The organism is Acinetobacter sp. 24-47-64, assembly GCF_057737055.1.
This window is the reverse complement of sequence record NZ_CM173215.1, coordinates 3,073,993-3,080,214: the sequence shown is the minus strand read 5'-3', so window position 1 is coordinate 3,080,214 and position 6,222 is coordinate 3,073,993. Positions and strand designations below refer to the sequence as shown.

General features: G+C 37.3%; 5 protein-coding genes and 1 pseudogene. All 6 read left to right on the top strand.

The window, feature by feature from the left end:
- Positions 1 to 643: 643 nt before the first annotated feature.
- Positions 644 to 778 carry a 50S ribosomal protein L34 gene (gene rpmH / locus AC1M85_RS14580; RefSeq protein WP_000831329.1) on the top strand — a complete coding sequence of 45 codons (135 nt, stop codon included), beginning with the start codon at positions 644 to 646 and terminating at the stop codon, positions 776 to 778.
- 32 nt (positions 779 to 810) lie between these two features.
- Positions 811 to 1,203, top strand: coding sequence for a ribonuclease P protein component (gene rnpA / locus AC1M85_RS14575; protein WP_035268604.1), 393 nt, complete (start codon positions 811 to 813; stop codon positions 1,201 to 1,203).
- A gap of 9 nt (positions 1,204 to 1,212) precedes the next feature.
- Positions 1,213 to 1,534 (top strand): annotated as a pseudogene (gene yidD / locus AC1M85_RS14570) (membrane protein insertion efficiency factor YidD).
- Positions 1,535 to 1,539: 5 nt separating this feature from the next.
- Positions 1,540 to 3,294, top strand: a complete 1,755-nt coding sequence (gene yidC, locus AC1M85_RS14565; protein WP_488213320.1) for a membrane protein insertase YidC — start codon at positions 1,540 to 1,542, stop codon at positions 3,292 to 3,294.
- 80 nt (positions 3,295 to 3,374) lie between these two features.
- Entirely contained in the window at positions 3,375 to 4,739 is a 1,365-nt protein-coding gene (gene mnmE / locus AC1M85_RS14560; protein ID WP_481596657.1) for a tRNA uridine-5-carboxymethylaminomethyl(34) synthesis GTPase MnmE, read from the top strand.
- A gap of 204 nt (positions 4,740 to 4,943) precedes the next feature.
- On the top strand, positions 4,944 to 6,173 hold the full coding sequence (locus tag AC1M85_RS14555; protein ID WP_488213319.1) for a tyrosine-type recombinase/integrase: 1,230 nt from the start codon (positions 4,944 to 4,946) through the stop codon (positions 6,171 to 6,173).
- The last annotated feature ends 49 nt before the right edge of the window (positions 6,174 to 6,222 follow it).

Here is a 6,222-nt window from a genome sequence, read left to right as displayed (position 1 = left end):
GTGAAACCCCTCATTCCATTTAAATTTAAAAACAACCCCATGAGATTGGGGAGGCAATCATACCCAAGTTATCCACATATGTCATGAGTAATTTTGAACTTTAACCACAAATAATCAAATTTAAAAGTCTAAATTTAAATTTAAAACAGGGTGTGGATAAGGTTTTCCACAAACTGTGGATAAATAAAAACAATAACTTATCCACAATCTATAAAAAATATGAAAACATAGTTATCAACAACCTAAGTATATATATTTTAAAAAAAATAATGCCTTATCCATAGAAAATCACAACCCTAATAGTAATAAATTTAAATTTATAAATTTGAATTTATTTAATAAGATTCGGTTTTCTGTGGATAATCGTTCTTTGTGTTTAAATTTAAATTCAAATTTAAAATTAGCCTTGATTAAATTTCATCTTGTGTATAAGTTTATGGATATTTCTGTGGTTAACTTAAATACTATAATAAATACATATATTTATTTTGTGTATAAATAGATTATTTAACAAATTTGTATCTTTCTCAGACTCAAGCAACTTTCATCAAAAGTGTTACACAATACTGTTTAATATTGACAGAACAAACAATGCACAATACAATCGCGAACCTTTATAGAACACCAACTTTGGAGTTTCGATATGAAACGTACTTTCCAACCATCTGAATTAAAGCGTAAACGCGTTCATGGTTTCCGTGCTCGTATGGCGACTAAAGCTGGCCGTCAAGTATTAGCTCGTCGTCGTGCAAAAGGTCGTCACAGCTTAACTGTTTAATACCAGTTTAGTTTATCGACGATTTGGGTGTTATGACACTTTATAGTTTCAGTCCAGAGGTGAGAATCCGCTGTGCTGCAGATTACAAAGGTGTATTTGATGGTGCGCTTTTTAAAGTGCATCAACCCCATTTCTTATTTTTGGCTACACCAACTAAACAGCCTAAAAGCCGTTTAGGTATTGTTGTTGCTAAAAAGAAAGTGCGCCGTGCACATGAAAGAAATCGAATAAAACGTATTGCTCGCGAAAGTTTTCGCTTAAATCAGCAAGATATAGATTTGTTGGATATTGTGGTCATGCCTAAGGTAGGTATTGAGTCGATTCCGAATGCTGAATTGCATAAGCAATTACAATTTGCATGGCAGAAGCTACAGCGTCTTGTAAAAAAACATCATAAAATATCAGTTCCCTCTCCTCAAAGTTAGAGGTGGCCAATGGTCCGTATATTGCATTGGTTGATTCGTTTCTATCAAATTGCGATTAGTCCGCTCCTTGGACCTCGTTGCCGTTATTTCCCAACTTGTTCTCAATACTCGTTAGAAGCTATTCATATACATGGCCCGATTAAAGGTGTCTGGTATGCAACGCGACGGATTTGTCGTTGCCATCCGTGGGGTGGAAGTGGATATGATCCTGTTCCCAAAAAAGCAATTCGTTTTATTTCATTTCAGCAAATAGATTCTCAAATGACTCACGTTACTGTACCCTTGCGTGAGCGTTTATTGAACCAAAAATCACTCTAACCAATTGGGGTAATCGATATGCAACAATGGGCCAGGTTTGCAATTCTCGGGGCCATGTTTGTCACCGCATATTTGCTTATTCTTGCTTGGCAAAAAGACTATGGTCAAACTGAAACAACTGCTGCGACAGCACCTGCTGCCGTCGTTGCCCAAGATGTTTCTGCTGATCTGCCAACGAGCCAAACGACAGCGGGTTTAACTGATATACCGCAAGCAAATATTGCAGCTGAACAACAAGACACAACTACACCTGCAACAGCAAATCAACAATTAGTTGCTGTTCAAACTGATTTATATCATCTTTGGATTAACCCTAAAGGTGGGGACATTGTCCGTGTTGAACTACTCAATCATGATAAAAGTAAAAATAGTGAACAACCGTTCGTTATGCTTGAAAATGATGAGAAACGTACTTATGTCGCTCAATCAGGTTTAATTGGTTTAAATGGACCTGACAGTAGCCGTAGTGGACGTCCAACATTTGAGTTTGAAAAGTCGACTTATACTTTAGCTGATGCTCAAGCAACCACCAATAAAGATGGTGAAGCTGAGAAAGTGTTAAAAGTACCAATGGTATTAAAAACGGCTGATGGTGTTGAAATCATCAAAACGTTCACTTTCCAAGAAGGTACATATCCAGTTAACGTAAGTTATCAAGTGATTAACCGTAGTCAGCAAAACTGGCAAGGTCAAATGTTTGGTCAGATCAAACGTGACAATTCTGAAGATCCAGGTAAAACTGATCAAGGAATCTTTACGCTGGGCACTTATTTAGGTGGTGCTTGGGGTACACCTGATGAGCACTATAACAAATTAAAATTTGATAATTTTAATGAAGAAAAGTTAAGTGTTGAGGCTCAAGGTGGTTGGGTTGCAATGGTTCAGCATTACTTTGTAAGTGCTTGGGTGCCTGGTAACTTCGGTAACCAGCCGTATTCTGCAAAAATGGAGTCACGTAAATCTGCTGATGGTATGAATATCATTGGCTTTACTTCGCCTACCATTAATGTACCAGCTGGCAAAACAATGACTGTTGATGCAACATTCTACTCAGGTCCAAAAATTCAATCTGAATTAAAAGACTTGGCAACTGGTTTAAATCAAACGGTTGATTATGGTTGGTTATGGCCAATTGCGAAATTGCTATTCTTAGGTTTGCAATTCTTCCACGGCATTGTTGGAAACTGGGGTTGGTCAATTATTCTGTTGACAATTCTTGTGAAACTTATTCTTTGGCCTCTTTCATCTAAGAGCTATCGCTCTATGGCTAAAATGCGTGTGATTGCACCAGAAATGCAACGCATGAAAGAAGAGTTTGGCGAAGACCGTATGCGTTTCTCACAAGAAATGATGGCACTTTATAAGCGTGAACAAGTCAATCCATTATCTGGCTGTTTACCTTTACTTCTTCAAATGCCAATTTTCTTGGCTTTGTATTGGGTGCTCATGGAGTCTGTTGAGTTACGCCACGCTCCTTGGTTAGGTTGGATTCAAGATTTATCTGCAATGGACCCATGGTTTATCCTACCATTGTTGATGGGGGTGACGATGTATGTTCAACAAATGTTGAACCCACAGCCGACAGATCCAATGCAAGCAAAAGTCTTTAAGTTTATGCCGATTATTTTCACGGTGTTCTTATTGTTCTTCCCTGCTGGTCTTGTGCTTTACTGGATTGTCAACAACTTGATCACGATTCTTCAGCAAGGTCTGATCAATAAGAGTGTTGAGAAAGCTCGCTTAGCAAAAGAAGATACAGCATCTACGAACTAAGTTTTGTTAGTAGCTGAATCGATCCGCTTAAGGTGATATCCTTAGGCGGATTTTTTTTGCCTAGCTTTGAGATCAATTCAATGACGAACCTACAACATCAAACCACTATTGCTGCGATTGCAACACCGCCAGGTCGTGGAGGTGTAGGTGTAATTCGACTGTCTGGTCCTAAGGCATATGCCATAGCAGAGGCTTTAACTGGTAAGGCACTCGGTCCTGCTCGTTATGCTGCATTTCGTCAATTTCTTGATGCGAATGGGCAAGTCATGGATGAAGGGTTGGTCATTTGTTTTCCAAATCCGAATTCATTTACGGGTGAAGATGTAGTTGAGTTACAAGGTCATGGTGGACCAGTGATTCAAAATACATTATTGGGCCGACTGTTAGAGCTAGGTGCAATTGCAGCAAAAGCGGGTGAGTTTTCAATGCGCGCTTTTGAAAATGGAAAAATGGATTTAGTCCAAGCTGAAGCAATTGCTGATTTAATTGATGCTACTTCACAAGCAGCTGCTCGTTCTGCAGTACGTTCATTGCAAGGCGCATTTTCGGCCAAAGTAAATACTGTATTAGAAAAACTCATTCATTTGCGATTGCATGTTGAGGCGGCGATTGATTTTCCGGAAGAGGAAATTGATTTTCTTGCAGATGGAAAAATTTTAGCGTTATTGGAAGATGTGCAAGCATCAGTGGGTGCAGTACAACAATCAGCACGCCAAGGTCAACTTCTGCGTGAAGGTTTACAAGTGGTGATTGCAGGGAAACCCAATGCAGGTAAATCGAGCTTATTGAATGCATTGGCTGGTGTTGAACGCGCGATTGTAACGGACATAGCAGGTACTACACGTGATGTACTACATGAGAAAATAAGCCTAAATGGTTTGCCAATTACCCTGACGGATACAGCAGGTCTGCGTGAAACGGGAGATATTGTTGAGAAGGAAGGTATTCGTCGAGCGATTAAAGAAATAGAAAATGCTGATCTCCTACTCTTGGTTTACGATTTGAGTCAAGGTGAAGATCCGATGTATTTGGCAGATACTTACTTTGCTAATTATATCGATCCTAAACGCTTAATTTTAATCGCTAACAAATGTGATTTAGTAGATAGTGAAGCTAAAGTTGCTGATCTCCAAGGCTTTAGACACATTACGGTCTCAGCCAAGCAAGAAATGGGTGTTCAATCGCTTGTAGATGCGATTACAGCACATGCAGGCTTTCAGCCTGAAGAAGATACCTTTATCGCAAGAACACGCCACCTAGACGCAATGAAGCGCACTCAATCTTATCTTGCGGAAGCTCGTGAACAACTTGTTGTTTACCATGCAGGAGAGCTTGTCGCAGAATCGTTACGTCTCGCACAGAATGCATTAGGTGAAATTACTGGTGATTTTAGTGCGGATGATTTACTCGGAAAAATCTTTGGCTCTTTCTGTATCGGAAAGTAATTTCAAATTTAGCCAATATTCTAATACGTTCCAATAGATTCCAGTAAAATTAAAATGGCATTAAGTTTTAAATACTTAGTGCTTTTTTTATTACCTTTTATTATTCCAGTATATTTATTTTAATCAATTGGTGCTACTGTTTTTTTAGTCACCCATTAGGTGCATAATGATGAAAGTATGCTTTATAAAGTTGAGTGACTAAAAGTGCCGATTAAAAAAAAAATATTTTTTTCAACAGATAGAGAAATTCAAAACCTAAAAGCGCAATCAAAGCGTTATACAGTTAAAGATAAACTGAATAATGGTTTGTTTATTGAGGTGAAAGATTCAGGAGTAAAATCTTGGCATTATCGATATACCCTTAATGGTAAACAAGAACGCTTAGTTATAGGCCGTTATCCTGATTTATCATTGAAAGAAGCAAGGCAAATTAGAGACGAGTCTGCTTCAATGGTGGCTAAGGGGATATCCCCTAAAAAAGAAAAAAATGACAAAAAAGTCGGTAAAAGCAATGCCATACTCTTTAAAGAATATGGTGAAAGATATTTAAGTGAAGTGATCAGCAAGGACAGAAAAAATCCATACAATATGATTTTATGTCTAAATAATGATATTTACCCATTTATAGGTTGTATGCCTTTAAAAGACATAACAATTGATGAGATTAGAAAGGTTATTTGGAGAAAAAAAGATCAGGGCTATGATTCTGCAGCAAATCAAGTAAGAGGATTACTGAAGCGTATGTTTGATTATGCTGTAACTTTAGGCATGATCCAATTTAATCCAGTATTATCAATACCATCAAGGCATGTTTGTAAACCGAAACCACGAGATCGTTATTTAAAAGAATCAGAAATTAAGATATTTTATAAGACTGTTTTTTCTTCAAGAATTTATAAACCACGCAAATATGGGTTATTACTGTCATTATTGACCTTAGTAAGAAAATCTGAATTATTGATGGCTAGATGGGAACACATAGACTTTGATAATAAAACTTGGTTTATTCCTGAAACTAAAGGTGATGGTAAATCAGGTCATTCCCGTGAGATGATTGTATATATGTCTGATCAAATTATATTCATTCTTAAGCAGCTAAAAATTATAGCTGGCGATGAACCTTATGTATTTGTGGGGCGGAAAAAAGGTACTCATATCAGTCATAATGCATTTAATACCGCTCAAAAAAACGTATTGGCATTAACTACATTGCCTCCTTTTACCATCCATGATCTTCGAAGAACAGCTAGTACCCATTTACATGAACAGGGATATAGCAGTGACGTGATCGAAGCAAGTTTAAATCACACAATTAAGGGAGTAAGAGGGGTTTATAACAAAGCTTCGTATAAACAGCAACGTATTGAGATGTTGCAGAATTGGAGTGATTATATTTATAAAATTATTGGTGATATACCGTTAATTGAATCCTAACATATTGATTTATATGTTTATAAAAAATATATTCATTAATTAAAAAAAT

Bases quoted from the DNA above. Each gene is read 5' to 3' on its own strand.
- mnmE (WP_481596657.1), top strand. From the start codon at position 3,375: ATGACGAACCTACAACATCAAACCACTATTGCTGCGATTGCAACACCG.
- rnpA (WP_035268604.1), top strand. From the start codon at position 811: ATGACACTTTATAGTTTCAGTCCAGAGGTGAGAATCCGCTGTGCTGCA.
- rpmH (WP_000831329.1), top strand. From the start codon at position 644: ATGAAACGTACTTTCCAACCATCTGAATTAAAGCGTAAACGCGTTCAT.
- yidC (WP_488213320.1), top strand. From the start codon at position 1,540: ATGCAACAATGGGCCAGGTTTGCAATTCTCGGGGCCATGTTTGTCACC.